22 protein-coding genes are annotated in these 26,031 nt (G+C 54.4%); 9 read left to right on the top strand and 13 right to left on the bottom strand.

Annotated features, from left to right (window positions below; genetic code table 11):
• Positions 1 to 102: 102 nt before the first annotated feature.
• The 5 genes from NTX59_14055 to NTX59_14035 form a co-directional block, all read right to left on the bottom strand.
• On the bottom strand, positions 103 to 1,263 hold the full coding sequence (locus NTX59_14055) for a GAF domain-containing protein (GenBank protein ID MCX5786801.1): 1,161 nt from the start codon (positions 1,261 to 1,263) through the stop codon (positions 103 to 105).
• Positions 1,264 to 1,504: 241 nt separating this feature from the next.
• Positions 1,505 to 2,854 carry a (Fe-S)-binding protein gene (locus NTX59_14050; protein MCX5786800.1) on the bottom strand — a complete coding sequence of 450 codons (1,350 nt, stop codon included), beginning with the start codon at positions 2,852 to 2,854 and terminating at the stop codon, positions 1,505 to 1,507.
• Positions 2,855 to 2,883: 29 nt separating this feature from the next.
• Positions 2,884 to 5,019, bottom strand: coding sequence for an FAD-binding protein (locus tag NTX59_14045; GenBank protein ID MCX5786799.1), 2,136 nt, complete (start codon positions 5,017 to 5,019; stop codon positions 2,884 to 2,886).
• A gap of 72 nt (positions 5,020 to 5,091) precedes the next feature.
• The gene (locus tag NTX59_14040; GenBank protein MCX5786798.1) at positions 5,092 to 6,525 is read right to left on the bottom strand and encodes a tryptophanase; all 1,434 of its coding nucleotides are present in this window, start codon (positions 6,523 to 6,525) and stop codon (positions 5,092 to 5,094) included.
• A gap of 49 nt (positions 6,526 to 6,574) precedes the next feature.
• Positions 6,575 to 7,624, bottom strand: a complete 1,050-nt coding sequence (locus NTX59_14035; GenBank protein MCX5786797.1) for a DUF1646 family protein — start codon at positions 7,622 to 7,624, stop codon at positions 6,575 to 6,577.
• 76 nt (positions 7,625 to 7,700) lie between these two features.
• Between NTX59_14035 and NTX59_14030 the strand changes: the two genes are divergently transcribed.
• The 7 genes from NTX59_14030 (at position 7,701) to NTX59_14000 (ending at position 15,906) form a co-directional block, all read left to right on the top strand.
• Positions 7,701 to 8,618, top strand: a complete 918-nt coding sequence (locus tag NTX59_14030; protein MCX5786796.1) for a patatin-like phospholipase family protein — start codon at positions 7,701 to 7,703, stop codon at positions 8,616 to 8,618.
• A gap of 91 nt (positions 8,619 to 8,709) precedes the next feature.
• Positions 8,710 to 9,558: a sulfite exporter TauE/SafE family protein gene (locus tag NTX59_14025; protein ID MCX5786795.1), complete on the top strand. Its 849-nt coding sequence runs from the start codon at positions 8,710 to 8,712 to the stop codon at positions 9,556 to 9,558.
• 111 nt (positions 9,559 to 9,669) lie between these two features.
• Positions 9,670 to 9,951, top strand: a complete 282-nt coding sequence (locus NTX59_14020; protein MCX5786794.1) for a DUF1634 domain-containing protein — start codon at positions 9,670 to 9,672, stop codon at positions 9,949 to 9,951.
• Positions 9,948 to 11,231 carry a hypothetical protein gene (locus NTX59_14015; protein MCX5786793.1) on the top strand — a complete coding sequence of 428 codons (1,284 nt, stop codon included), beginning with the start codon at positions 9,948 to 9,950 and terminating at the stop codon, positions 11,229 to 11,231. Before NTX59_14020 ends, NTX59_14015 begins: the two co-directional genes overlap by 4 nt.
• Before the next feature lie 147 nt (positions 11,232 to 11,378).
• Positions 11,379 to 12,902, top strand: a complete 1,524-nt coding sequence (locus tag NTX59_14010) for a nitronate monooxygenase (protein MCX5786792.1) — start codon at positions 11,379 to 11,381, stop codon at positions 12,900 to 12,902.
• A 13-nt stretch (positions 12,903 to 12,915) separates the two neighbouring features.
• Entirely contained in the window at positions 12,916 to 13,917 is a 1,002-nt protein-coding gene (locus NTX59_14005; protein ID MCX5786791.1) for a sugar phosphate nucleotidyltransferase, read from the top strand.
• 51 nt (positions 13,918 to 13,968) lie between these two features.
• Positions 13,969 to 15,906, top strand: a complete 1,938-nt coding sequence (locus tag NTX59_14000) for a response regulator (GenBank protein ID MCX5786790.1) — start codon at positions 13,969 to 13,971, stop codon at positions 15,904 to 15,906.
• 137 nt (positions 15,907 to 16,043) lie between these two features.
• Here the strand turns inward: NTX59_14000 and NTX59_13995 are convergent, their stop codons facing one another.
• From NTX59_13995 to NTX59_13960, 8 genes are all read right to left on the bottom strand, one after another.
• Positions 16,044 to 17,303: a TRAP transporter large permease subunit gene (locus NTX59_13995; GenBank protein MCX5786789.1), complete on the bottom strand. Its 1,260-nt coding sequence runs from the start codon at positions 17,301 to 17,303 to the stop codon at positions 16,044 to 16,046.
• Between the two features lie 133 nt (positions 17,304 to 17,436).
• Positions 17,437 to 17,958 carry a TRAP transporter small permease subunit gene (locus NTX59_13990; protein MCX5786788.1) on the bottom strand — a complete coding sequence of 174 codons (522 nt, stop codon included), beginning with the start codon at positions 17,956 to 17,958 and terminating at the stop codon, positions 17,437 to 17,439.
• 283 nt (positions 17,959 to 18,241) lie between these two features.
• Positions 18,242 to 19,177 carry a TRAP transporter substrate-binding protein DctP gene (gene dctP, locus NTX59_13985; protein ID MCX5786787.1) on the bottom strand — a complete coding sequence of 312 codons (936 nt, stop codon included), beginning with the start codon at positions 19,175 to 19,177 and terminating at the stop codon, positions 18,242 to 18,244.
• A gap of 106 nt (positions 19,178 to 19,283) precedes the next feature.
• The gene (locus tag NTX59_13980) at positions 19,284 to 20,090 is read right to left on the bottom strand and encodes a TRAP transporter TatT component family protein (protein ID MCX5786786.1); all 807 of its coding nucleotides are present in this window, start codon (positions 20,088 to 20,090) and stop codon (positions 19,284 to 19,286) included.
• Positions 20,091 to 20,146: 56 nt separating this feature from the next.
• Complete coding sequence (gene malQ / locus NTX59_13975; protein MCX5786785.1) at positions 20,147 to 21,706, bottom strand: 4-alpha-glucanotransferase; 1,560 nt, start codon at positions 21,704 to 21,706, stop codon at positions 20,147 to 20,149.
• Between the two features lie 88 nt (positions 21,707 to 21,794).
• On the bottom strand, positions 21,795 to 22,172 hold the full coding sequence (locus tag NTX59_13970; GenBank protein ID MCX5786784.1) for a RidA family protein: 378 nt from the start codon (positions 22,170 to 22,172) through the stop codon (positions 21,795 to 21,797).
• A 5-nt stretch (positions 22,173 to 22,177) separates the two neighbouring features.
• Complete coding sequence (locus tag NTX59_13965) at positions 22,178 to 22,375, bottom strand: DUF6485 family protein (GenBank protein ID MCX5786783.1); 198 nt, start codon at positions 22,373 to 22,375, stop codon at positions 22,178 to 22,180.
• 400 nt (positions 22,376 to 22,775) lie between these two features.
• On the bottom strand, positions 22,776 to 24,038 hold the full coding sequence (locus NTX59_13960; GenBank protein MCX5786782.1) for a hypothetical protein: 1,263 nt from the start codon (positions 24,036 to 24,038) through the stop codon (positions 22,776 to 22,778).
• Positions 24,039 to 24,282: 244 nt separating this feature from the next.
• Here NTX59_13960 and NTX59_13955 point away from each other — a divergent pair, with 244 nt between their 5' ends.
• Together NTX59_13955 and NTX59_13950 are read left to right on the top strand one after the other, a co-directional pair.
• On the top strand, positions 24,283 to 25,080 hold the full coding sequence (locus NTX59_13955) for a M55 family metallopeptidase (GenBank protein MCX5786781.1): 798 nt from the start codon (positions 24,283 to 24,285) through the stop codon (positions 25,078 to 25,080).
• 5 nt (positions 25,081 to 25,085) lie between these two features.
• The gene (locus tag NTX59_13950) at positions 25,086 to 26,000 is read left to right on the top strand and encodes an SAM-dependent chlorinase/fluorinase (protein MCX5786780.1); all 915 of its coding nucleotides are present in this window, start codon (positions 25,086 to 25,088) and stop codon (positions 25,998 to 26,000) included.
• The last annotated feature ends 31 nt before the right edge of the window (positions 26,001 to 26,031 follow it).

The raw sequence follows: 26,031 nt of genomic DNA, 5'->3' as shown, positions 1-26,031 counted from the left end.
GATATCGTTAGCGAATAGTGGGGGATACGAAGATTTGGTGATAGCGGATGTATAAGGAACTCATTCCCTATTCGCTCATCCCTGTTTGCTATTCGCTTGTTGTTAATACGTATACCGGTTTAGTTCTTTGGTAATGCCTGGAATAATTGTGGTTTTTCCGTCCGTTACAGCGTAAACTTTTAAAATGCCAGGATAAACTTTTTCAAAGGCTTCCACCACAACCGGGTCAAAGGCAGTTCCGCTTCCCTCGCGGATATAGGCGTGGGCCTTTTCAGGGTCCCATTTCGGCTTATAGACCCTGGGCATGCAGAGAGCGTCAAACACATCGGCCACCGATACTATGCGCGCGTAAATCGGTATCTGGCCGCCTTTTAATTTTGAGGGATAGCCCGTGCCGTCAAATTTCTCGTGGTGGGACGCGGCCACCTTGCAGGCTATCTGCAAAAGCGAACTTTCGGCGTTCGCGAGTATTTTAGCGCCGTAAAGAGTGTGTTTTTTCATCTCGTCGTATTCCGGCGGGGTGAGTTTGCCCGGCTTTAAAAGTATTATGTCGGCTATGCCGACCTTGCCTATGTCGTGCAGCGGGCTCGCGTAGCGGATATTTTCCACTTCTTTTTCCGGCAGACCCATGCCCTGGGCTATCAGGGCGGAATATTCGCTTATGTGCTTTAAATGTATCGCGGTGTCCTGTTGGTCGCGGTATTCGGCGGTTATCGCCAGGCGGTAAATGGTTTCAAGCTGCGATTTAGAAAGGCTTTCGTAGAGCTGCGCGTTCTCGATTGCCGAAGCCGCAAGCGATCCCAGAAGCTGCAGTATGCCCTCATCTTCCGTGTCAAAATATCCCGTGGTTTTATTTATAACTTCAAAAACCCCTATAATGCGGCCGCTGACATTCTTAAGCGGCACGGCAAGTATGGTTTTTGTGGCGTACCCGGTAAGGCGGTCTATGTCCGGGTTGAAGTGGGTTTCGTTGTATGCGTTCCTGATATTTATCGTCCGGTCGGTGGAAGCGACCTCGCCGGCTATGCCTTTGTTGAAAGGCATGCGGATTTCGGTGTTCTGCATGTCCTGGGCGATTTTTGACCAAAGCTCGTTGGTGTGTCTGTCCAGAATAAAAACGGTGCAGCGGTCGCAGTTGAGTATTTTTTTTACCTGTGCGGCGATAATTTCAAGCAGCTTGTCCAGGTGAGTTTCCTTGGAGACCACTCCGCCGAATTGCACCAGCAGGTTTAAGCGGTTTTGCAGTTCTTCTTCTTTGGTCATAGTATGAATAGGGACAGCGTATAGGGGCGAGCGTATAGGGGATAGGAAGCTGAAATAAGGAACTCCTTCCCTAATCCCTAAGCCCTATTCGCTATACGCTCGCCCCTGCTGTATTTTAGCATTTGTGAAAGGGTCGGGAAAGGCTGAAGGCTTAAGGCTGAAGGATAAGGAAATGAGGGGGGTAGAAGTCAGATTCGTTTTTTTATTTTACACTATACCTTCAGCCCTCAGCCTTAAGCCCTTACTCTCCGAACTTGTCCACAAATACGCTGTAATGTACGGCCTTAGCCGTCGGGTAGGCGGCTTTCAGGCCGCCGTTTATCTGTATAAGGCAGGAAGTGGCGCCCACTACAACGGTATCGGCCTGCGTGGAAGCGATATTTTTCAGCTTGCGCTCCAGAATGGCGCTTGACATGGCGCTTTGCGTAAAAGCGTAGGCGCCGGCCCCGCCGCAGCACCAGTCGCTTTCCGGCAGTTCACGCCATTGGGGCCCCGCAAGCTTTTTTAAAACGGCGCGCGGTTCCCTCCTTATACCCTGGCCGTGGCAGGCCCGGCAGGAATCGTGATAGACCGTAATTCCCGCCGATTTCGCTTTTTTGGAATGGTTTACTTTTTCCGCCGGGATTATTTCAAGGATATCTCTGACCGCGGCCGCGAAAGCCGCGGCTCTGGGCCGCCACTCGTCCGAGCCGGTAAAAAGCTGTTCGTAGGTTTTCATGAAAGCCACGCATGAAGAACAGTCGCCGATCACGGCAAAATCCCCCAGGGAGGCCTTCAATTCCTCGTAGCGCAGGATGTTCTTTTTCGCGAATTCTTTGGCGTCCTCAAGGCGGCCGTAATTATTCGCAAGCAGTCCGCAGCAGGAATTTTCTATGAAAATTCCTTCCCCGAGATGTTTTTGAAGCAAACGCACCGTGGCGAGCGCCACTTCGGGAAAAATATAGTTGGGCCCGCACGGCGCGAAATAGGCCCAGGCCGCGCCGGTTTTGCCCCGCGCCGAGAGAGCCGGATCTTTTTTTAATACTTCGGAGGCAAATCTAAGCGGCGTTTTGCCCACGGCTTTTTGCGCGTCCGCCAGCGCCGGCATGCCAAGAAAATCGTAGAGGCCGAACCAATCCGCCAGACGCGCTAATCCCAGGCGTTTTAAAATATAGACGGCTTTCAGCCATAACGCGAAGATGTGAGGAGCGTTTAAAAGCGTTTCCACCGCCAGTTTTGAAAAAAAGTTGTTGCCGTAACCGGTTATGCTGCGTCTTCCCTCAAGCGCGATGTCGGCGGTGGGCACTTTGGCGTAGCAAGCCGAAGTGCAGGCCCCGCAAAGCAGGCAGGTGCTAAGCGCCTCGGCGGCGTCGCCTATGTTTTTAGCCTTGCCTTCCACCAGCAGGCGCACGAACTGGTTGCGGCCTCTGGCGGAAATGGTCTCGCGCCCGGTAAGCATGTAAGTCGGGCAGACGGTTTCACAATAGCCGCATTTGTTGCACTGGGCGGCAGCGTCATACAGCGTGCGTTCTCCCAGGTCGGTAAGCAGGGTTTTTAAGTGGCGGTTTTCCGAGTTGCCGCCGTAAAGTTCGTTTATTTCATATTTGCTCATAGAATAGTGCAGGGGATAGCGTAGAGGGGCTAGAGTTTAGTAATAAGGATTTCCTTCCCTGGACCCTCGTCCCTATACGCTCGCCCCTGTCCTTCGTATATCCACGGATTCAGCAAGTTTGCCGGGTCAAGGGCCTTTTTAAGACGGCGGTGATGATCCAGCGGTTCAAAAGTTTGCGTAAGTTCTTTCCAGGCCGGTTCAAGCCCGCCATTAATTGACGTCGGGAAGGGGCTTGCCGCACTGTGGTCCCCCCTGCCTCTGGCGTCGTCCGCGACTGAAATTTTAAGAGTTGCGGAAAGTATTATTCCATAAGCGCCAAGCGAGCCGCAGAAAAGTTTCACGGCGTCGTAGCCGGCCACATTTTTCAGGGTCTTTCCGCCCAGAAAAAGCGCGGTGCCGTCGGCCATCGCAAGGTCCAGCCCCAAAAGAAGGCTGCGCATCTCCGGAAATGTTTTGGCGGCGATACTTCCGCCAAGACTGCCTTTCAGGTCGGGGATGGCAAGCGTGAAACCCTGCTCCCCAAGCTGTCTTTTCAGTTCGCTGATCTTTATTCCCGCTTCAGCTTTCACTGTCAGGTTTTCCCTGTCCAGATCCAATATCTTGTCCAGGTTTTTAAGTTCAAGCGTCCGTGCCCCCGGCACGGAAGCGTTTATCTTAGTGCCCAGGCCCAAAATCAGGGTTTTTGTTCCGGCCTTGGCGCGTAAGCGGAGTTCGTCCAAAATAGTTTTAGCGCCTGCGCCAAGTTCAGCGGGCGTAACGGGAACTTTCTGGCGGTTGTCAACTGAAACCGGCAATATTTTGTCCGGGTTGGAGAGCCCCGCCGGGTCAAAAGCGGTTTTCAGGCTCTTGAAAAAATCCAGGGTTTTTGTGTCGTAAAGCCAGGCCATGGCTACCCTCTTTTCCACGCCTATGCCGTGCTCGCCCGAAATGGTGCCGCCAAGGCGTATGCAGGACTTAAGTATTTCATAACCGGCTTTTTTTACCCGTTTTACTTCCTGCATATCCCGCCCGTCAAAAATAATATTGGGGTGTAAATTGCCGTCGCCCGCGTGAAAAAGCAGGCCGGCGGTAAGTTTGTAGCTTAAAAGTATTTCCCTGGTTTCTTTAAGCGCCTGGGGGAGTATCGGGCGGGGAACCACTCCGTCCTCCACCGACACATTAGGCGCGAGCCTTGCCATGGCGGGGTAGGCGCCTTTGCGTATCGCCCAAAGGGTTTCTCTTTCCTCTTCCGTTCCGGAGGTCCTGAAATAGGTCGACGAATTTTGCGCGCAGATGGCCTCAATGCGCTTAGCCGTCCTTTTTATCAGTGTCCGGTCGTCGCCGTCCAGTTCAATGATCAGCAGGGCCTCGGTTCCGGGAGGGAGCGAAAGTTTTGAGTTTCCGCCCGCCGCCTCAAGGGAAACGCTGTCCATGGCCTCAAGCGCCCGCGGCACGATCCCGGAACTTATAATCTTCGTGACCGCGAGCATGGCGTTATCAAGCGAACTGAAGGCCGCGGCCGAGGTTTGCAGATATGCCGGTTTTTCAATTATTTTCAGCCAGGCCCTGGTAACTATGCCGAGCGTGCCTTCGGAGCCGATTATAAAGCTCATCAGGTCCGGCCCCGGGTCGCGGTAAGACCAGGTTTTCACTTCCCCTTCGGGAGTGACCACTTCCAGTTTCTCCACATTGTCGGAGGTTACGCCGTATTTAAGGCACTGCGGCCCGCCCGCGTTTTCGCCGATGTTCCCGCCTATTGTGGACACTTTCTGGCTGGCCGGGTCGGGGGCGTAAAAAAAACCAAAGGGTTCCAGCGCGTTTTGCAGTGCAAGGTTTACCACGCCCGGCTCCACCACGGCCACGCGGTTTTCCGTGTCAATGCGGTGTATCTTTTTCAGGGACGACAGGTTTAATATAGCCCCGCCCTTCAGGGCTATGGTGCCGCCGGAAAGATTTGTGCCGGCAAGCCTTGGCACGAACGGTATCGCAGCTTTATGGAGTATTTTTACCGCGGGGGCCACCTGAGCGGCGGCGGTAAAGCGTATTACTACTTCCGGGCGGGCTCTTGCCATGCCGGCATCGTACGAATACATCAATATCTCGGCCTCGTCCGTACGCACATTTTCCGGGCCTACTATGGCCTCAAGTTTTTGTCGCACAGGTCCGAGTTTATCTTGTTTGAACATGTTCTTTTGCTTTCAGTTAAAGTTACTGCCGTAAGCCATAAGCCGTATGCCATATGCTTTTTAGGAGTTCCCTTATAGCTTATGGCCTATGGCCGGCGCGGCGCCCTTATGGCATATGGCATTGTTTTTACTTACCGGTTTAAGCTTGGCCGTGAAATGCGCCAGCGCTTTCGGCGCCTCCATTATTTCAAGGCCTTTTATCGCTTTTTTGTTTTTTGCGAGGTGCCCGAAAACCTCTATCACATAGTCTATATGGCTCTGGGTGTAAACCCGGCGCGGGATCGCCAGCCTTAAAAGCTCCATGTCCGCCGGCAGGAAATCGCCTTTCGCGTCGCGCCGTCCGAACATCAGCGTGCCGATTCCGACACCCCTTATGCCTCCCTCCAGATACAGCGCGGCTGCCAGCGCCGTGGCGGGGAAGTTTTGCGGTTTTATGTGCGGCAGGAATTTTTTTACGTTTATATAAACGCCGTGCCCGCCCGGCGGCATGACTATCGGCACTCCGTGGCGCATCAGCCCCTCGCCCAGATACGCCGTGGAGCGGATGCGGTACTGCAGGTAATTTTCATCCAGAACTTCCCGGAGGCCTATGGCTATGGCTTCAAGGTCGCGGCCGGCGAGTCCTCCGTAAGTATTGAAACCTTCGGTGAGGATCAGCAGCTGGCGCGCCTTGCCTGCCCATTCGGTATTGTTCATCGCCAGAAAACCGCCCATATTGGCGAAAGCGTCTTTTTTTGAGCTCATCATGGCGCCGTCGGCCAGCTCAAACATCTCCTGGGCTATTTCGCGTACGGGCGTTTTGTTATAGCCTTTCTCCCGCACTTTTATGAAATAAGCGTTCTCGGCGAAGCGCGCGCAGTCCAGAAACATCGGAATGCCGTATTTGCGGCAGATGTTTTGCGTACTCTTCAGGTTTTCCATGGAAACCGGCTGGCCGCCAAGCGAATTATTAGTAACGGTCATCACGCACAGGGGGATATTTTTGGCGCCCTTTTCCTTTATGAATTTTTCAAGCGCTTCCGTGTCCATATTGCCTTTGAACGGGCCCGGCCTGTCAAAATCGAGCGCCCCTTTGGCCGGGAAATCCATGGCTTCGGCGCCTGAAGCTTCCACATTGGCCCTTGTAGTGTCAAAATGCGAATTTGACACCATATATTTGCCATGGCCGCCTATCATGGAGAAAAGTATGTGCTCAGCGGCGCGTCCCTGATGCACCGGGATCACTTCCTCGTAGCCCGTCAGGTCCTTGATTTCGTTTTCAAAATTGTAATAGCTGCGGGCACCGGCGTAGGACTCGTCGCCTACCATTATGCCGCCCCACTGCGCCGCGCTCATGGCGCCGGTGCCGCTGTCGGTAAGCAGGTCTATAAGCACCTTTTCCGCCCGGATATTAAAAAGATTGTAATGAGCCTGCTCAAGCAGTTTAAGTCTTTCCTCCGAGGTGGTAAAACCCAGAGGCTCCACGCTTTTTATTTTAAACGGCTCAATAATCGTTTTCCATTCCATATCGATCTCCTTGTTCAAAATGCTGACAGTTTTAAATCACCTCTGACTATCATTTTACAAATATAGTCAGCAGCACGAAATAAGACACCATCAAAGCCGCGCCGTAGGGTATGGCGGCTTTTGCCCATTCCCGCGATTTTATCCCGAGTTTGGCTGCGCTGACAATATTCGGGATATTGCCGGGTATCAGCATGCCGCCTGAAATTAAAAGCCCCATAAGCGCGAAAATAACCTTTCTGTCGGTCATGGCGGGCGTCAGCTCGGCCGCGGCCAGCGTGGCGTTGTCTAAAATGGCTGAAACAGAATTGGCCCAGAAAAGCGCCCAGGTGGGCATGACGGCTATAAACCTTTCGGCCAGTGTGGAGAGGCCGGCCCCAAGCAGTATGAGCGCCATTACAAAAATATAAACTTTGCCCGAGCGCAGCAGTATGTTCTTGTCGGTTTCAACATGGTCTTCGCTTAAGCCCGCGGCGCCCGTACGGGCGCTTCCGGCGCCGAGGCTTGCCATAAAAGCGCTTAAAAGCACGCCGGGCACCGCCCAGCCGCCCAGTATCCTTATCAGATAGAAGAAATCCGCGTTATGCGGCGGAGCTTTCAGTTTTGCCACCACTATGGTGGAAAGGGGCTCGCCTATGGGGGTAAGGGCGGCGCCCAGGCCTATGGCGTAACAGGCGTAAACGACCAGTTTTATTTCGTATGACCGCTCAAATTTAAACAAGGTTACAATTTCGGCCAGCACCAAAGCCGCGATGATGGCGGTAAACACGCTTGAGCCTAGCCCGAGCAGCGTGACTACGATAAATACGCTTGAAGGGGCGCCGAACTTAGCCGTCAGCCAGTCAAGACAGAATTTTATTTTGGGCCGCACAGCCCTGAAAATAAAACCCACCGCTGTTACGGCGGCGGTTATGGCGAGCGGCTCTTTAAGAGCCGCCTTCACAAGGCCGAAGCTCCAGACGCCGGAAATGCTTACCGCAAGCGCGCCCATCACGCAAAGAAAGAACTCAAGTTCCTCCTCCACCTTTTTTACCGAAAAAGGAAGGGCTAAAGTAAGAGCCATTATCGCCGAGAGCCCGGCTATTATGAAGTAATCATTCATGAATAAAAGCTGACAACGCCGATTTGCTACAATAACATTATTCTATTACTTTTAACACGGTGATAAAACAAGGGCGATGAAACTTAACAAACCGGTCGGTCTTTTTTTATGCGGCGGCGGGGCGCTGGGCAGCTGGCAGTCCGGGGTGCTGGCAAAACTGGTGAATTCGGGCCTGAATTTTGATGTGGTGGCCGGTTTCAGCGTAGGCGCGCTTAACGGCGCCGCCTATTGCTACAACAAGACCGGCGACCTTGGCGGCCTCTGGCAAGCCATGAAGCCGGGCGGGGTTTTTGATCTCAGCCCCCGCTATACCAATATGCCGCTTGAGCTTTACCAGCATTACAATAATAACCCATTTTCCAAAGCCGGGTTTTTTCTGCAGAACCGGCTGGCTAAATTTTCATTATTTTCGAACAAGCCTGTTTATTCGCTTCTCAACAGCTGGCTAAACCGCTCAGGCGCGGTATTCAAAAGACATGTGAAGTTTTACGCCATAAGCCACGCCGTTGAAATGAAGCTGCCGTACATCGCCTGTTTTAACGGCTCAACCGGCGGCGGGCCTATATCTTTTGTGGACGCGCTTGTGGCCAGCTGCGCCATACCGTCTATCTTTCCTCCTGTCAAACTTACCGAACATGGCCGCGATTACCACCTGGTGGACGGCGGGGTTATAGGGATCGCCACCATAAACCTTAATATCTTCGAGGGCTGCGGAACGGTGATAATGATAAGCAATACCAGGCCGGAGGACCTTGCCTTTACCGGCAAAGGTTTTCTTGGTTATTTTGAAACCAAAGCCCGCAGAATGCTGGCGCTTCACACCGATAAGGTGTACGAGTCCAGAATTTTCATAAGATCAAATCCTGAGGTGCACCTCATACAGCCGCCTGAAAACCTGGGGCTCGGAGTATTTGATTTTGAAGGCGAAAAATGCGCCCGAGCTTTCAACATAGGAGAAAGAACGGGGGAGAAGTTTGTGAAACATTTACACTGAATAGCGGCTAGGGGCTTAGGGAAAAGAGGTTTAGGGAAGGAGTTCCTTACCCTGAACCCTATCCCCTCGCCTCTAGCCCCTGCTTCTGATTATGCCTGAACTGACTCTTTTAAATTTTTCCGCGCTGGTGGCTTTTGGTTTTGTCATAGGCCTTTTGGGCTCGGTGCTTGGCATCGGAGGGGGGGTGTTCATGGTGCCCTTTCTGGTGCTGGCTCTGAAAATCCCCATACACCAGGCGGTGGCTGTTTCACTGGTCGCCATTGCCGCCACCTCAAGCGCCGTAGCTTCGGTAAATGTGGAGCGCGGGCTTACCAATATGCGCCTTGGCATAGTTTTTGAAACCACCATGGCGCTGGGTTCGGTGCTTTCGGCGCTTGTGGCAAGCCGCCTGCCGGCTAGCGCGGTGCAGCTGATGTTCGCATTGGCGCTTTTTCCTATTTCGGCCGTGATGTTCATGAAAGGCTGGCGCGCTTTCGGCGCGACAAAGCATGAAATACACGCCGCAAGCTCCGCCGACGGCGGCAAATTCGACGCCGCGTTTTTTGACCCCGCCCTTAAAGGCGAGCATGCCTACAGAGTTAAAAATGTTCTGCCGGGTTCGCTGTTTTCTTTTTTTGGGGGAGTCTTAAGCGGACTTTTGGGGCTTGGCGGCGGCATAGTGCAGGTGCCGGTGATGACGCTGATCTGCGGCGTGCCTATGAAGGCGGCCGCGGCCACCAGCAATTTTATGATAGGGGTTTCCGCCGCCGCCAGCGCTTTCGTTTACTTTAAAAAGGGCTATATACTGCCGGAACTCGCCTCCGTAATAGTTATAGGAGTTTTACTCGGTTCTTTTCTGGGTATCCACGCGCTTTACAAGGCCCGTTCTGAAAAGATACAAATGGCTTTTTCCGTGCTTACGCTTTTAGTGGCCGTAAAGATGCTTATGAAAGCGATGTGAGGGCGTAGCGCCCGCCATACGCCTTACGCTATACGCCATAGGTTTGTGAGGAAATCCTTAAAAGCTTATGGCCTAAAGCATATGGCTTAGGGCTTATGATGGTACATATAAATGAACAAATTTAACGACAAAGACTTCGGCAGACTTGTTCAGCGCGCATTGCTGGCCGGCGTATTCTTATGCCTCCTGCTTTTTTTCTTCGGTTTGGTTTTCAGGATTTTGGGAAGTCCCCGGGCCGGTGGATTTTTCACCGCGGGGGTGCTGGCCCTGCTGCTTACGCCGGCGGCCAGGGTGATAATGCTCGTTTACGGGTTTTACAGGATGAGGGAATCATTAATGGCGCTGGCGGCGGTTGCGGTGCTGGCCCTGCTTTTGATAGCTTTTATTTTATGAAACGTAATTTTGAAATTTTTAAAAAACCGGTTTTGCTCGCCGCGTTTTTAATTTCCTGCGCCCCGGACGCTTTCGCCCAGGAGCCGTTGGCCGCCGACAATACCGCGGAAGATAAAATACAGGTTGAAGAACTACTCCCGCTTACTGACCTGAAACTTTCTTCGGCGCCCCTGACCCTTGGCCCCAAAATCGACGCCAAATACGACAAAGGCATAGCGTTCATGTACCGCCTGGAATTCGACAAGGCGGAGACTGAGTTCCGCGATATCGTGCGCATGAGCTCTTCAAGCCCCGCCGGTTACTTCGCGCTGTCGGCGCTTTCCTGGTGGCGCTGCGCGCAAAACTTCGATGTCAACGTCGCCTCTTCCGCCTACGAAGAGGAATTTATGCGGCATGTCGACGAAACGGCCAAAGTCGCGGAGGCGATGCTTAAAAAAAAGATTTCTCCGGACCAGGCCTATTTCTTCATGGGCAGCGCCTACGGGCTTAAAGGGCGGTGGTACGCCGTGGAGCGAAAATGGTTCAGGGCCTATATCTATGGGAACCGCGGCCGTAAGATGCTTAAAAAATGCGTGAAACTGAACCCCGATATTTACGACGCCTATCTGGGGCTTGGCATTTTTGATTATTTCGCCGATACTTTACCCGGCGTCTTAAGCGTGCCGGCGCTTTTATTCGTGCACGGCGACAGAGCGCGCGGCCTTGAAGAAGTCCGCCTGGCCAGGGACAAGGGCCGCTTTTTTTCAGTTGAAGCGCGCGTCTTTCTTATAGAGATACTCACCCGCCACGAGAAGGATTTCAACCAGGCGATAGCTGAGGCCAAAGCCCTGCGGGAAACCGATCCCGATAATCCCTTTCTCTGGCTTGGGGAGATAATGGCCTATATACACTCCCAGGACTGGCCGCGGGCGTTTGACGAAAGCCTGAAGTTCCTCACCGTTAATTCCGGCGCGGCGAATCCCTGGCTGGCGCAACAATTGTCCTTGGTCTATTTATCGGCCGGGGATTCCAAACTGGCGCTGAACCAGCCGCAGGAGGCCGTGGCCTGGTTCACTCAAGGGGTAGAGAACACGGCCTACCCGGATAAAGGCTGGATAAGCTATTGCTACCTGCGCCGCGCCCAGGCTTTTGATCTGCTGGGCAACAGGGAAGACGCCGTTAAGGATTATAAGACCGCGCTTAAACGCGGCAATTTCTGGGACTCGCATCTCTACGCCAAAAAAGGCCTTAAAAAAGCGCCCGGTTTCAAAGAAATCTACCGCCAGTTGATAGAAGAATAAGCGGTTCCTGCTCGGGAAGCAGCGGGAACAAAAGATTTGCCTTCGGCAAATAAGCGGGCTAAAAAATCCCGATGATGTGGAATTGAAATTGCTATAATTTGTATATGTGCGTATCAGGTATTTTTTGGGGACTTGAACAGGAATTAGATGCTGCGCTTTAAATTTGACAGAACAGAACCCGATAACCGTCCAGATCCGGTGATAATCTCCGGCGGCATGGGCGTTCATATTTCCTGCTGGCAAATGGCCAGGATCGCTTCCATGATGGGCGTTCTGGGGGTGGTGTCCGGCACCGCGCTTGAAATAGTTTACCCGCGCCTCCTGCAGAACGGCGACCCCGGCGGCCATATCCGGAAAGCGTTCGACGAGCTTGCGCGGCGCCAGCCGGCGCTTGCCGAACCGCTTGGCCGGGTTATTGAAAAGTACTACATAAAAGGCGGAAAACCCGCGGACAAACCGTTCAAGGCGGTGCCTTTCGCGAAACTGGCCCGTATTGAAGGCCCCGCCGGGCTTGACTCTTTCTGGGAGTCGTCGCGCGAGCTGCAGGTGCTCACCATCGCCGCTAACTTTACCGAGGTCTGGCTCGCCAAAGAGGGGCACAACGGCCCGGTCGGAATTAATTTCCTTCGCAAAGTGGAGCGGCCGCTGCCCTACGCGCTGTACGGCGCGATACTTGCCGGAGCGGATTATGTGCTGGTAGGCGCGGGTAGCCCGCCCGAGCTTCCCGGGATGATAGAATCGTTGTGCCGTCATCAGCCGGCGTCCCTGCCGCTTAAAGTTCAGGGAACACGCTCGGACCGCGGCGAGTTTTTTGTAACTCTCAGGCCCGAAACTATCGGCTGCGGCGGCGCGGAACTGAAACGGCCAAAATTTCTCGCTATTGTGGCATCTTTCGGGCTGGCTCAGTCTTTAGCCTCCAATGCGAAAACCCGCCCGTATGGTTTTGTGGTTGAAGGGCCGCAGGCGGGCGGACATAACGCGCCTCCGGCCCGCATGCAGTTCGACGACCGGGGGCAGCAGATACTTGAGTATACGGAGCACGACCGCGCCGACATCGGCGCCATAGCCGGGCTCGGCCTGCCTTTTTGGCTGGCCGGCTCATACGCCACCCCCGAACGGCTGCGTGAGGCTCTGGGAAAGGGCGCCGCGGGCGTCCAGATAGGCACGGCCGCCGCGCTTTCGGGGCAATCCGGAATGGAGCCCGAACTGAGGAAGCGGGCATTGCAGATGGCGGTTCGTAATGAGCTTGTGGTAAAGGATACAATGGTATCGCCGACCGGCTTTCCGTTCAAGGTGGCCCAGATACCGGGAACGATTTCCGACAAAGCGGTTTATTCCAGCCGAAAGCGTGTCTGCGACATCTGTCTGCTGCAGACCAATTATGTCACCCCCGAGGGCGGTTTAGGCTACCGGTGTCCGGCCGAGCTTGTGAGCGATTTTACGGCAAAAGGCGGCAGGGCGCAAAATACCGTGGGCCGCGCGTGCCTGTGCAACGGCCTGCTTGCCGCCGCCGGTCTTGCCCAGATCCGCGCGGACGGATATGTGGAACCGCCGATCGTAACGCTGGGAGACGATTTCCAGACAGCCAGGGAACTTTTCTCCCAGCTGCCCCAGGGACAGGAAACATACAGCATCGGAAAGCTGATCCTCTTTCTGCGCAAGGAAGCGTAATGGCGGCCCTTCAATGAAAACAGAATTTACGGCCGTGGTGCCTGTGGCCGGCGCCGGCACGCGCCTGCGCCCTCATACTTACACCTATCCCAAAGTCCTTTTAACCGTTGGTAATAAACCTATAATCGGCCATATCATGGACGATCTCTCCGCCGCCGGCATAAAGAATATCTGTCTGGTAACCGGCTATCTGGGCGGGAAGATAAAAGAATACATCGGCCGCAATTATAAGGGCCTGAAAATTTCATATGTCGAGCAGCCGGAGCCGAAGGGCCTTGGCCACGCTATATGGCTGACGCGCCGCTGCGTCACCGGGCCGGTATTGGTAATGCTGGGCGACACTATAATTTCGGCCGACCTGGGCAAGTTCCTTAATTCAAAGGACGATTGCATAGCCGTGAAGGAAGTGGCCGATCCGCGCCGTTTCGGCGTGGTGGAAGTCGGCAACGGCTACATAAAGAGCATGGTGGAAAAACCGGAACATCCTCCCTCAAACCTGGCCATAGTGGGTATTTACTCTTTTAAAAAATCCGCCAAGCTTTACGGCAGTCTGGAGCGGCTGGTAAAATCAGGCCGCACCACCAGGGGCGAGATACAGTTTACCGACGCGCTGTCGCTTATGCTCAAGGGGGGCCATAAGCTTAAGCCGGTCGTGATAGACGGCTGGTACGACTGCGGCAAACCCGAAACGCTGCTTGAAACCAACCGCTATATACTGGACAGAAAAAAGTTTCCCGTGAAGGCCAAAAACTCGCTTATTATCCCGCCGGTTTATATAGCGCCCACGGCCAGGGTGTCCAATTCCATAATCGGGCCCTACGTTTCAATAGGCGAAGGCGCGGTAATAGATTCCTCCATTGTGTCCAACTCCATAATAAACGAGAACGCCTCAATAAAGGCCATGAACCTTCAGGATTCCCTTGTGGGGCCCAGCGCCGCGATAACCGGCAGAAAAGACCGGCTGAACGTCGGAGAGAATTCCGAGATAAAATTTGACAGATCCGTCTTAGGGTGACCGGGTTTCAGACTAAGGTGCTCAATAAGTTCACGCCATATGGGGGGGAATATGCATATTATAATCGCTGACGATGAGCCGCTTTACATTGACGTTCTCAAGCACGCCTTTAGTGACTTTGATTTCGCGGGAGAAATATCCGTGGCGTATACACTGAAGGAATACAAGGAACTGGTCGCAAAAAAGCGGCCGGACATGGCCCTTTTGGACCTTCACCTGCCGGACGGCAAATCCACGCAGGTTCTTACCTATCCTCCCGAGAGCAATCCCTTCCCCGTGGTGATCATATCCGGCAGCGGCGATGAAAAAGCCGCCGTGGAGGCCCTAAAGGCCGGCGCCAGTGATTATATCGTAAAATCCGAAGAGACTTTCCGCGAGATGCCGCACGTTGTGCAGCGGGTCATGCGCGAATGGGGCCTGCTCCAGGCGCACAAGCGGATGGAGCAGGAGCTGCATGAGAGCGAGGTCTATTCAAAGACCATATTAGAGAGCATAAGCACCGGCTTCGTGATAATCGATGCCGAATCGCATAAGATCGTTGACGCGAACTCCGTGGCGCTTGCGCTGTTCGACGCGCCCAAAGAAAAAGTTGTCGGTTCGATATGCCATAACTTCATCTGCCCCATGGAACTCGGCAAATGCCCCGTTTCCGACCTGGGCCAGCGCGTGGATAATTCGGAGCGCGTCCTGCTTAATGTGCGTGGAGAAAAGATCCCGGTCCTTAAAACCATTTCATCGGTTATGCTTGGCGGCCGCAAATATCTGCTTGAAAATTTCGTGGACATCACCGCGCGCAAGCGGGGGGAGACGAAAATGGCGCTTCTTATGAAGCTTGAGCAGGAGGCCCGGGGCGAGGCTGAGATGGCCAACAGAGCTAAAGGCGATTTCCTGGCTATCGTATCGCACGAACTGCGCACCCCGCTGACCATTATCATGGGCTGGGTCTGGATGCTGCGTTCCAGCGAGCTTAAAACCGAGGAGCGCGAGTACGCTCTGGAAGCCATCCAGCGCAGCATGGAGTCCCAGCACCGGATCATAGACGACCTCATAGACTTGTCAGCATTCTCCCGGGGGAATCTGCACCTGGAACGCAAGCCCCTCGATCTGGCCGCCCTTCTGAATTCCATTTTTGAATCCTTGCGCCGCCTGTCCGATGCGCACTCCATTCGGCTGGTGAGCGATATCAAGGGTCCGGTCGGCGTTTTTGGCGACGCCAACCGGCTGCACCAGGTTTTCACAAATCTCCTGAACAACGCCCTCCAGTTCACGCCGGACGGGGGAGAGATATGCCTCCGGCTGCGTAAGCATGACGGCCATGCCCTGGTCGAGATGCAGGACAACGGGAAAGGCATCGCGCCCGATTTTCTCCCGCATGTCTTTGACCCGTTCCGGCAAGGCGAGAATCCCCTGACCCGTAAGCACCAGGGCCTGGGCCTGGGCCTGGCTATTGTCAAGAACATCGTGGAACTTCACGACGGTACTGTGACCGTCCGCAGCCCCGGCGCGGGCCGCGGCTCGGTTTTCAGCGTGGACCTGCCGGTCATTCCCTGGGCTGCGGAGGAAAGCAAGAATGCCGCCCTCGCCAAGACCGATGTAGCCGCCTCCCAGGACCTCTCCGGCCTGCGCATACTGGTGGTTGAGGACGACCCCGACACGCGCGATCTGCTTCAAAAGCTGTTGGCGCGCTGCGGGGCGCAGGTAGAGACCGCGGCCTCGGCCGCGGATGCCATGGCGGCCTTTGATAAGCAGACTCCTGAAATATTGATCTGCGACATCGCCATGCCCGACGAGGACGGCTATTCCCTTATCCGAAGGGTGCGCGGCCTGGGCGGAGGGCGCGGCGCTGTGCCGGCCATGGCGCTGACCGCGCTCACCCGCCAGGAGGATCGCACCCAGGCGCTGCTGGCCGGGTTTCAGATGTACCTGTCCAAGCCCGTGAAGCCCGCCGAACTCTTCGCCGCGGTGCGGTCTCTGGCCGGCTGGCGCTGAATCGGACGGGGACGCCACGGGTCCCGCACTTTGGCCCGTTTGAGGAAAAAGTGCGGGGCGGGCATCGCCCTCGCAATGGCAATCCTTGTGAACGAAGCGAACCGATCTCGCGGTTAATCGGGGTCTGCTGGACTTTTCTACTTTATTCCTATAAGGCTTATCTGCGGCAGGTAAGTCACCAAAGCAAGCATCCCTAACAGCAGCAGCCAGAACGGCCCGGTGGCCCGGTAAAGTTCCGGCAGTTTGCGGTCAAACCTTGAACTGGCAAGGAAAAGATTCAGGCCCAGCGGCGGCGTCATGTAGCCTATTTCAAGGTTCAAAAGGAAAATGATGCCCAGGTGCACCGGGTCTATGCCGTACTGCGCCGCCACCGGCACTATTATGGGCACCACAATGATGATGGCCGAGAATATCTCTATCATGTTTATCACAAGCAGGAAGGCGTTTAATATCAGCAGGAACACGATCTTGCTGGCAACGAAAGCGTGCAGCCAGGCGAAAATCCGGTCCGGTATCTGCGCGTCTATAAGGTAATTGGTAAAGCCGAGCGCCGTGCCCAGCACCATGAAGATAGCCCCCACCAGCAGCATGCTCTTGACCGCCACCCGCGGAATATCCCGGAACAGGTCCAGGTCCCTGTAAATAAAAACTTCCGTAACAAGCACATAGAAAGCCATTACCGAGGCGGCCTCGCTTGCCGTGAACAAGCCGCGGTAAATGCCGCCTATTATAAGGAAAGGCAGCGGTATTTCCCAGGCCGCGGCCCGGGCCGCGGTTTTTAGCGCCGCAAGCGAGAAAGCGGTTTTCCTGATTCCCGCGCGGCGCGCTGTTATTACGGCGTAAACCGAGAGCGCTATAAGCAGCAGCACGCCCGGCAGCAGCCCGGCCTTGAAAAGCTTGTCTATATCTATTTTTGCCACCAGGCCGTAGAGTATTATCGGGAGACTTGGCGGGAAAAGCAGGCCCAGGCTGCCGGTGGTGGTGAGCAGGCCCAAAGTGAATTTTTCAGGGTAGCCCTGCTTCTTAAGCATGGGGTAAAGCAGGCCGCCCAGCGCTATTATGGTAACGCCCGAGGCGCCGGTAAAAGCCGTGAAAAGAGCCGTGGTGAAAAGCGCCACCACGGCCAGTCCTCCGGGCATGAAGCCGAACAGGGCTTCGGCAAGCGCCAGCATCCGCTGCGGGGCTTTGCTTTCAGCCAGAATATAGCCTGAGAATGTAAAAAGCGGTATCGCTATAAGGGCGGGCAGGGACGCCAGCCGCAGCATTTCCACTATTACCGCCGAGGAATCTATGCCCGCCCCATAGAAAAGGTATATGGCCAGCGCCCCTATAAGGGAAAATACCGGCGCCCCCAGGAAGGCCAGCAGAAGGATGATTAAAGCGACGATAAGGGCCATATGATTAGCGAATAGCAACTAGCGAATGGCGAATAGCGAACAACGACTAGCGAATGGCTAATAGCGGACAGCGAATAGCGAATAGTGAGTGAGACCGAACCCTTAACCTCTGATCTCTTCCTTAATCACTCAATCACTTAATCTCTATATTTCCCATTCCGGGCGCTACACTAGCCGTCCTTTCCCTGAAAAGTCCTATCAGGGTATGAAAAGCGATCAGCGCGAAGGCGGCGGGCATTATTATCTCCGACCAGCCGGCTGAGACGGCCAGCCTGTTTATATAAAAAGCCACGGAGCCGGCGGCAAATTCGTCCTTTATGAATTTATAGGCGGCATAAAAAAGCAGCAAGGAGGCGGCAATGGTAAAAAGGCCCGCCAGTATTTCAAGCGGGCGGCGCAGCGCGCGCGGGGCGAATTTAACGAAAGCTTCAAGGGCGAAATGGCTGGAATATCTGGCGGCGAGCGCCGCCCCGGTAAGGCCCGCCCACACCACCATGTGGCGCATCAAAGGGTCCAGCCAGACTATGCCGGAATGGAGCAGAAGGCGCAGAAGCACCTGCGTAAACGACATCCCCACCATGGCAAAAATAAGGACGACCACCAGGGTCTTTTCCGCCTTTACGAAGTAATCCTCAAATTTGAATACTCTCCGCATAGTTTTATTATCCCGGGCTAGTGTAGTGTCTCGCAAATAGCTTTACTTTTGACTGGCCGATTTTGGAGCGAAACAAGGAACGAGGAGCGCGCATAGCGGGGCTATGTAAGTGACGAGTGACGCAGTTGCAGCCCAAAAGCGGCCAGCCCCCCGGGGGAGGCTCATCTTTGGCCGGCTGTTTCGTTGCTCCTCACTCACAGACCCCCGGTATGCTCATTCGTCGCGCCTCGCATCCGGCTCAAATCTGAGCCTTCAAAAGTAAAGCTATTTGCGAGACACTACACTAGCTTTTTTTGCCGGCGCGGAAGGTTTTAAGGGCGTCCTCCACTTTTTCCAGCAGTTCTTTTGAGTAAAGCTTGCCGACCAGCGACTGCCGGGCTTCCGCGCCGTCGCGTTCAAATTCGGCAATAACCGCGGGGCCGGCGGGGTCGGTGAACGCCAGTTTTTTGGCCCGCAGGATCTTGAGCGACTGTTCGTTATCCTTGCGGCTCTGCGCGGTGAGAGCCTTAAAATATTTATCCCCCAGCTCAAGCATCGTTTTCCGGTCCTCTTGCGACAGGGTGTCAAAAGCCTTCTTCGAAATTACCACGGCTCCCGCGGCGTTCGCTATGGGCATGGAGAAAACATATTTCATGCGGGCGAACCACTGCATGGCTATCACGGAAAGTGGAGAGCCGTAAACGCCGTTTATCATGCCGGTCTGCAGGGAGGTCATTACGTCGGTTATAGAAAGCGGTATGGGCTTGATCCCGAGGGCCGCGAAGGTGGCCTCCGCTACGGGGTCTCCTTCCCATATCCACATCTTGACCGCTTTCAGGTCTTCCGGTTTTGTTACCGGCGAAGTGGAAAAAATATTAACATTGCCCACTTCCGCCCAGCCCAGCAGGATATAGCCGCGCGTCTCAAAAATTTTGCGGAAATCGGAGTCCAGCGTTTTGTAGATATGGTCTATTTCTTTGGCGTTCTTGAAAAGGAAAGGCGTGTCCAGTATGCGCGCTTCGGGGGCGATTTCGCCTATGCCCACTCCGGTAAAACCGGCCGCCTGCAGCTGGCCGAGGCGTATTTTCCTTACCACGTCTTTGTCTTCCCCTGATACGCCGCCGGGGTAAATTTTAAATTTCACGCGCCCCGCTGTTTTTGCCGTGGTTTCGTCGGTGAACTGCTTCATAGCTTTCATCCAGGTGGAACCGTCCGGCGCCACCGTCGCGAATTTGACCACGGTTTGTGCCGCCAAAGGCAGGGGGGAGCAAATAGCGAATAGCAGAACAGCGGAGGCTGTTCTCTTCGTCCTGACCCCTAGCCCCTCGCCCCTGTACCCTGTCCTTTTAAAACAATTCATCTTTTTTCTCCAGTAATTTTTTCGCCTTGATCTTAGCCACCTCGTCCGGCAGGCGCGTGGAGCCGTCTTTGGGTTCCGCAGTCAGCACGGCGTTAAGGAGATTTTCAAAAAGTCCCGCGTCCTGCGCCGCCACGGCGGCCATTTTCGCGTACATGAAGCGGTTTAAAAGGAAGCCCTCGCCGGCTCCTTTCAGCGCCAGTTCAAAATGCGCCTTGGCCTTTTCAGGGTCGCCGCCAAGTATGCGGGGGCGTATGGAATAGTAAGCGCCCAGAATGCTCTGTGCCCCGTTATAATAATAGTCCGGGTCCAGCGCCAGTATTTTTTCGGCCGCCGGTTCGATGTCCGGCAGTTCGGCCACGGCTTCCGGCTTGTCCCTGTTGAGGTTTATGTATGAGGCCTTGCAGAAGGTCTGCCAGAAAAGCGGGGGGACATCGGCCTTACATGCTGTTTCCGGCTTAACGCCTTTAAGAGCGCGCGAAGCGTAGGCCCCGCCTTTGGCGTAAAAAATGGAGGCGCGTTCCGGGTTTTCGTCCTCAATGAACATCAGGGCGTAGCCGCAGAAACCCTGCGCGGCGTTTATCAGAAGTTTGCGGTTTGAGGGGTCGTTTTGCAGCAGTATTTCCATTAATTGCAGGTTGCCCGGCAGGGCTTCTTTAACGTATTGCGGGTCGCTTTGTGAGAAAACCGCCGGCAAGCCGCCGTCTATTATATTCGCCGTCTGGCGAACCACAAAGCGGTTTAATGAGCATGCCGAAAGCATGCTCATCGCCGTAAGCCATAAGCCATAAGCCATAAATCTGCGGGCTTGTGGCTTGTGACTTGTGACCTGTGACTTGAGACTTGTCTTATTCACTTGCGCTCCTCGCCGACCAGTTTTTTAAATTCGCAGACAAGCCCGGCATGCTTTTTTAAAAAGTGCTCAGCCGGGGTGTTAAAGCGCCAGGTCCAGTTGTGTAGGCCCAGGGTGCTGGGGGTATTAACGCGGTCTTTAATGCCCATAATATCCTGCATGGGCAGCACCACAATGGCGGAGGCGGCCTTCAGTATTTTTCGCAGCATCTGCCACTGCGCCTTATGGAAGGCGGGCGGCTTGGAATCTTCGCCGGAGATCATTTTCCAGAAAAGTTTTTTTTCAACATGGTCAACGGTGTCCCACCAGTCGGCCAGAGGTTCGTTGTCATGGGTCGAGGTGGTTGCAAGCGATACCCGCGGATAGTTTTCCGGGGACCTGTAATTTCCGTCCTTTTCTTTTTCCCAGCGCATTACCTTGTAGCCGGGCACGCCAAGTTCGGAAAGAGACTGATAGACGAACTTCGGGATAAGGCCCAGGTCTTCGGCCACCGGCAGCATGGGTCCGGCGGAAATAACGGCCTTAAGAAAACGCTCCCCTCTTTCACGCTGGCCTTTTTCGTCTTTAATGTCAAAATCTGCCTTATGGGCCGCGTCATGGGGTATCACCCAGGTTCTGAAAAAGCCCACCATGTGGTCTATCCTGAAAAAATCGTAGAAGTCCGCGGCCTTCTTTACCTTTGAGCGCCACCAGTCAAAATTATTTTTTTCTATTTCAGGCCAGTTATAAGCCGGAAGGCCCCATTTCTGCCCCGTCTCGCTGAAAGCGTCGGGCGGAGCGCCCACTTCCTTTGAAATATCGAATTCCGCCTGTCTCGCCCACACATCCGAGCTTTCCTGGTTCACCATGAAAGGCAGGTCGCCAAGTATTTTTATATTAAGAGAGGCCGCCTTAAGCCTTGCTTTTTTCCACTGACGGTGAACCAGCCACTGCAGGTATTTGAAATAAAGAACCTGGTTTTCCTCCCTGCTTTCCAGTTCCTTCAGCGCCGCGCCGTCGTGGGTCTTAAGCGGGGTTTCCCAATGCGTCCATGAGGACCAGTTATGCGTGTCTTTCAGGCGTCTGAAAAGGGCGTAATCGTCAAGCCAGGCCGAATTCTCTTTCGTGAAGGCGAAAAAATCTTTGGCCGCCTGCGTGTCTTTTAAAATGTGCCGCTCGTGGAAATGGGTGTAAATTTTCCAGAGAAAAGCAAATTTCAGGTGGCGGACTTCTTCGTAAAGTACGTGTTTTGAACGCCGCAGGTTTCTGATCTCCGTCTGAAAACCGTGGGAGCGCATTTCCCCTGCCAGGTCCGGAAAGCCGGCGAGCTCCTCAATTTCGGGCACGGCGATATAAATGGGGTCTATTGCAAAAGCGCTTAAAGCCGTGTACGGGCACGATACTCCCGGCGGCATTTCGTTTACAGGCAGGACTTGCAGAAGATCTATCCCCATTGCGCTGAAAGAGTCGAACCACAGGGCCATGGCTGAAATATCGCCTATCCCCCAGTCCTTTTTTGAACGCATGGAGAAAAGGGGGAACAATATCCCGGTATGTTTCTTTTCAAGTAATGGGTGCATAGTGGGTAGCGAATAGCGAATAGCAAACAGCGATTAGCGAATTAGATAAGAATGTAAGTTCTGCCGCTACTCGCTATTCGCTAATTCCTTACCTTGCCGCAATGGCTTCAATTTCCACCAAAGCGCCTTTGGGCAGAGCTTTTACTTCAACCGCCGCCCGCGCCGGCGGAAGTTTTGAGAAAAAGCGGGCATAAACCTCGTTCATTTTAGCGAATTGGGTCAAGTCGGCCATGAAAACCGTGGTTTTTACCACCGATTCAAGCGTGAGTCCCGCGGCCTTGAGTATAGCTTGTATATTTTTTATCGAGGCTTCCGTCTGTTTTGCTGTGTCAGCTTCCGCCAAAGCGCCGGTTGTAAGATCTATCGGCAGCTGGCCGGAGACAAAAACAAAGCCGTTGGCTTCCACTGCCTGGGAGTAAGGGCCGATAACGGCAGGGGCGGTGTCGGTCAAGATTATTTTTTTAATCATTTTTATTCCTTTTTTAATGAAGCGGTGAAATTTGCAAAAGAACGGTCATAAGTTCTTTCCGCGTCCGGACTGAATAAACAGCCGGGAAGTTCCCCGTTCGCCCTATGATAGGCTACGCATTCGCAGCAAACCCCCTTTCTGGGGCAGGGCTCGTAAGTGCAGGAGCAGCTTTTTAAGTTGGTCTTTTTTTCACATTCCATACATGTAGCCTTCTTACTATAGTATAAAATTAGAGTTCCACTTTGAAATACCGCTGCGGGGAATGGGGGGCTTCCGGCAAGATTGGCTGGGTCCCTGTGCGGGAGCGGGGGGGCTGCGCGGCAAAGTTTCAGTTCATCGTTTTATGGAGAGGTCCTGTCTTCCGGACGGAATAACCCACGCTGTCAAATAACCCCGGATGCCGGTTCGTTCAGGTTATCTTTTTAGCCTGAAAAATTCAGGTGGATTTTTCCCTTCGCGGAGCTCAGGTGTCCCGCCCTTTTGGCTGAACATTAATCCAAAAGAGCGGAGCTTGATTTGCGACCCGCAAAGCGGGGAATCCTGCATATTTTTATCCCTAATGTTTTTAAATGAGAATAACCCTGAACTGCAGGATTCGGGTTAATCCACTATGATGCCCTGCACCCTGACCGTATGAGTTATTTTCTTGTCGGGTTGGACGTGGGAAGCCCCGGCGGCAGACTTCACTTTTATGGTATCGCTCATTACTTGGGCGGGACCGGCTGAAACGTGTCCCTGTCTGGCTGAAAGCCAGGCGGAGGCTTCGGGCGGGCAGTTCCCCGCGTTGCCCGTCAGGCAGGCGTTGACCCCGCCTATAAACCGCCATATGCGGTACGGGTCGTAATTTTTGAATTTCCGGTTCTTGTACCCCGGGTAAGTCCAGTTCTCCCCGAGGCCCCCGGTAAGTTCGGAAATCGAAACTTCGCGTATGCGTCCTGTTTCGTCCGGTATGCCGCCTATAAGCCGCTCAGAAACATCAAGCCTGAGCGTTAAAATATCGTCCAGCATATAGTCATATTTCCCGGCGGCTTTTAACAGCCCGAGCCCGTAAGGAGCGCAACCCCCGCCGATTTTCGTTTCCCTGCCCTGCCTTCTGGCCAGATAGCCCTCATATGGGTCCATATTGCTGGAATAATAAAGGATTTGTTGCGGCGGGCGGGCCTGCAGAGCTTCCAGCGTGGAGCCTTTCGGGAAATGGAAGCTTTTGAAGAACTCGTTCATGTCGCGCACGCTGCCGCAGGTTTTGGCGTCAATATTCTGCTGCCAGTAGCGGGGCAAATTGCCGTTCTTCCCGTCATAATATATAAGGAACATCTTGTTCTCAATGCCGCTGATTATATGGCCGTCTATGTAGTCATAAAAAAGAACGCCCAGGCCGAGCTTTTTGTTGATCAGATTATCCTTGTCCACTTCGCGAAGGTCCTGGCCGGAAAAGCTTGTCCAGGAGTCGTAAGCGGCGCCGTCGGGCAGCGCGCACTGCACGTGGGCGAGTGTATGGCCCATTGGGGACCTGTATGACTGTGGAACGCTCCCATCTTCTCCGAAGTCGGAAACAAAATCCACCGTGTCGGAATGAAGATACTGTCCCAGGGTGGTTCCGGCGAAGTCGGCCATGGCTTCCTTGGGGGAGGACCAGTCAAGAATATTTCTCGGCGGGTAAGAGTAGATGGTCAGGGTCCCGCCCTGCAGATTGGATACGGCCGCCGGAGCGTGCGGTGCTTTCTTGGCCGGCACTTCCGGTATGGCGGTATCTTCCAGGCTCAAGCCGGCGGACTTAAGCGCCGCGTTCTCTCCCGCGGAAGCATAGGAAATAAAATTAAAAGATAAAAGTGCCGCAGCCGCAACTTCGGTAAAATTCGTCATTTCTCAGATCTCCTGTAACCGTTTGTGCTGTCACTATATTGAAACATTAGGTAAGACCTTCGCACAAGACCCATTAGGGGCTGCCTTGTCAGGATATTCGGCCCATGCATAAATGGGCACAATGGCCCCGCCGCCATGTGCCAAACGCCAGGCGGGGGGGTGAAAATTGATAAAAATACCGCCGCTTTTTGTATTATTTAAGAAAAGGTACCTTTTTGATGCCTTTTTGTATGTGGAGGGAAAAATGAAAATTTTCATCAGCGCGGATATAGAAGGAATATGCGGGGTGTCGGCCTGGGAAGAAATAACAGCCGCGAGCCCCGAATATGCCGCCTGCCGCCGGCAGATGACCGCGGAAGTGCGCGCGGCCTGCGAGGGAGCCATCGCGGCGGGCGCGGCTGAAATACTGGTGCGGGACGCCCACGGCTCCGCACGCAATATAATACATTCCGAACTTCCCCGCGAAGCCAGGCTGGTGCGCGGCTGGAGCGGCGGCCCCATGATGATGATGGACGGTCTGGAGCCGGGCTTTTCCGCCGCGGTCTATATCGGCTATCACGCAAGAGCGGGCTCCGCCGCCAGCCCGATGTCGCACACAATGTCCACCTCGCTGGCGGAATTTATCATTAACGGAAAACCGGTTTCGGAATTCGAGATAAACGCCTGGGCCGCGGCGGGGCTTAAAGTGCCCAGCGTTTTTATATCAGGCGACAAAAGCGCCTGCGCGCAGGCCAGGCGGCTGCTTCCGAACATAGGTTTTACGGCCACCAAGGAAAATATCGGAGAGGCCACGGTGCACATGCATCCGCTGGCGGCGCTGGACCGCATCTCGGCCGGGGTGCAGGCGGCCCTTATGTCGAAGGCGGCGAAAAAGCTCCCCGGGCTCCCGAAGAATCCGGTGATGGAACTGCGGTTCAAGGAGATAAAAAAAGCCCGGCGCTTTTCCTGCTACCCCGGCGCCGAACGCACCGGCGACGCAACAGTGCGCCTCAAATGCGCCGACTGGCGCGAAATAATGCGCGCGATACAGTTCATATACTGACAAGTATGAAAAAAGCACATTTCAGCGCGTTTCTGTTCGCATTGTTATTTTCACTCGCCCCCGGCAGCGAAGCACGGGGCGGGGCGAATGGTCCCGTTATCGTATTTTTAAGCGATTTCGGTATCGCCGACGATTCGGTATCGCAGTGTAAAGGCGTTATCGAATCTGTATCCCCCGGAACCGTCGTGGTGGACATGACGCATAACATCCCCCCTTACGACATCCGGCTGGCCGCGTTTTACCTGGCGGATTCCGCGCTCGCATGGCCCGCCGGGACGGTATTTCTCGCAGTGGTGGACCCGGGAGTGGGAACCTCGCGCAAAGGCGCGGTATTAAAAACCAAATCCGGACATTTTTTTGTGGGGCCGGACAACGGCCTGTTTACCCTCGCCGCGCGGCGGTTTGGGATAGAAAAAATGGTTTCCATTGAAAACCGTTCCTTTATGCGCAAGAGCGTCACCTCCACCTTTCACGGCCGCGACGTCTACTCCCCGGTAGCGGCCCGGCTCGCGCGCGACCCGCTGGTTTTGGACAAACTTGGCCCGGCCATCTCCGCGCCTGTGCTGCTGGATTGGCCCGCGCCGGTGGCCGGAACGGCGACAGTGACCGGCTCATTGCTGCGCGTTGAAAGTCCGTACGGAAATATCTGGACCGATATCGACGCCGCGGCGGTCAAGCGCAGCGGATTAGTTGAAGGGAGCGTCCTGGTGATTGATCTTGGCGGCCGCGTTTTAACCGTTCCTTTTGTCTCTACGTTCGGGGATGTGCCGGAGGGCGCGCCCCTGGCTTATATCAATTCGCGCGGGCTGCTGTCCTTCGCGCTTAACATGGGGGATTTTTCCGGGAAGTACGGGGCGCGGGCCGGCGAGCCCGTAACCGTCAGCGTCTCCAGTTCCGCTTTTGCGGCTGACGGGAGATAATTTTTCAAAATATAGCACAGCAGGCCGGCCT

It is taken from the genome of Elusimicrobiota bacterium (assembly GCA_026388155.1).
In the GTDB taxonomy this organism is placed as follows: Bacteria; Elusimicrobiota; Elusimicrobia; order Elusimicrobiales; family UBA9959; genus UBA9634.
The sequence above is the reverse complement of the archived record's forward strand: the minus strand, read 5'-3'. Positions and strand labels throughout refer to the sequence as shown.

Excerpts from the sequence above, each read along its gene's own strand:
- NTX59_14055 (MCX5786801.1), bottom strand. The coding sequence starts at position 1,263 with ATGACCAAAGAAGAAGAACTGCAAAACCGCTTAAACCTGCTGGTGCAA.
- NTX59_14050 (MCX5786800.1), bottom strand. The coding sequence starts at position 2,854 with ATGAGCAAATATGAAATAAACGAACTTTACGGCGGCAACTCGGAAAAC.
- NTX59_14045 (MCX5786799.1), bottom strand. The coding sequence starts at position 5,019 with ATGTTCAAACAAGATAAACTCGGACCTGTGCGACAAAAACTTGAGGCC.
- NTX59_14040 (MCX5786798.1), bottom strand. The coding sequence starts at position 6,525 with ATGGAATGGAAAACGATTATTGAGCCGTTTAAAATAAAAAGCGTGGAG.
- NTX59_14035 (MCX5786797.1), bottom strand. The coding sequence starts at position 7,624 with ATGAATGATTACTTCATAATAGCCGGGCTCTCGGCGATAATGGCTCTT.
- NTX59_14030 (MCX5786796.1), top strand. The coding sequence starts at position 7,701 with ATGAAACTTAACAAACCGGTCGGTCTTTTTTTATGCGGCGGCGGGGCG.
- NTX59_14025 (MCX5786795.1), top strand. The coding sequence starts at position 8,710 with ATGCCTGAACTGACTCTTTTAAATTTTTCCGCGCTGGTGGCTTTTGGT.
- NTX59_14020 (MCX5786794.1), top strand. The coding sequence starts at position 9,670 with ATGAACAAATTTAACGACAAAGACTTCGGCAGACTTGTTCAGCGCGCA.
- NTX59_14015 (MCX5786793.1), top strand. The coding sequence starts at position 9,948 with ATGAAACGTAATTTTGAAATTTTTAAAAAACCGGTTTTGCTCGCCGCG.
- NTX59_14010 (MCX5786792.1), top strand. The coding sequence starts at position 11,379 with ATGCTGCGCTTTAAATTTGACAGAACAGAACCCGATAACCGTCCAGAT.
- NTX59_14005 (MCX5786791.1), top strand. The coding sequence starts at position 12,916 with ATGAAAACAGAATTTACGGCCGTGGTGCCTGTGGCCGGCGCCGGCACG.
- NTX59_14000 (MCX5786790.1), top strand. The coding sequence starts at position 13,969 with ATGCATATTATAATCGCTGACGATGAGCCGCTTTACATTGACGTTCTC.
- NTX59_13995 (MCX5786789.1), bottom strand. The coding sequence starts at position 17,303 with ATGGCCCTTATCGTCGCTTTAATCATCCTTCTGCTGGCCTTCCTGGGG.
- NTX59_13990 (MCX5786788.1), bottom strand. The coding sequence starts at position 17,958 with ATGCGGAGAGTATTCAAATTTGAGGATTACTTCGTAAAGGCGGAAAAG.
- NTX59_13980 (MCX5786786.1), bottom strand. The coding sequence starts at position 20,090 with ATGGCTTATGGCTTATGGCTTACGGCGATGAGCATGCTTTCGGCATGC.
- malQ (MCX5786785.1), bottom strand. The coding sequence starts at position 21,706 with ATGCACCCATTACTTGAAAAGAAACATACCGGGATATTGTTCCCCCTT.
- NTX59_13965 (MCX5786783.1), bottom strand. The coding sequence starts at position 22,375 with ATGGAATGTGAAAAAAAGACCAACTTAAAAAGCTGCTCCTGCACTTAC.
- NTX59_13960 (MCX5786782.1), bottom strand. The coding sequence starts at position 24,038 with ATGACGAATTTTACCGAAGTTGCGGCTGCGGCACTTTTATCTTTTAAT.
- NTX59_13955 (MCX5786781.1), top strand. The coding sequence starts at position 24,283 with ATGAAAATTTTCATCAGCGCGGATATAGAAGGAATATGCGGGGTGTCG.
- NTX59_13950 (MCX5786780.1), top strand. The coding sequence starts at position 25,086 with ATGAAAAAAGCACATTTCAGCGCGTTTCTGTTCGCATTGTTATTTTCA.